We start from the raw sequence: 238 nt of genomic DNA, 5'->3' as shown, positions 1-238 counted from the left end.
CATGCGCATGATGGCCGACAGCTATGTGCTGCATTCGCTCTGCGAGGGTGCACCGGGCGTCGATCTGATGGAATGGCGCAAGCCGGTGCTTGCCGGCGACACGCTGTCTGGCCATTCGATCGTCCTCGAAGCCCGGCCGATGCGCTCGCGCCTCGGCATGGGCATCGTCAAGTTTCGTCATGAGGTCGGAAACCAGAGCGGCGAACTCGTCTGCGTCTCGGAGAATTCGGTGATGATC

General features: G+C 62.2%; 1 pseudogene. It reads left to right on the top strand.

What is annotated here, in order from left to right:
* A pseudogene (locus EOD29_RS34885) lies at positions 1 to 238 on the top strand (enoyl-CoA hydratase); the annotation flags it as partial.

This window comes from Mesorhizobium sp. M1A.T.Ca.IN.004.03.1.1 (assembly GCF_003997555.1).
Taxonomy (GTDB): domain Bacteria; phylum Pseudomonadota; class Alphaproteobacteria; order Rhizobiales; family Rhizobiaceae; genus Mesorhizobium.
The sequence above is the reverse complement of the archived record's forward strand: the minus strand, read 5'-3'. Positions and strand labels throughout refer to the sequence as shown.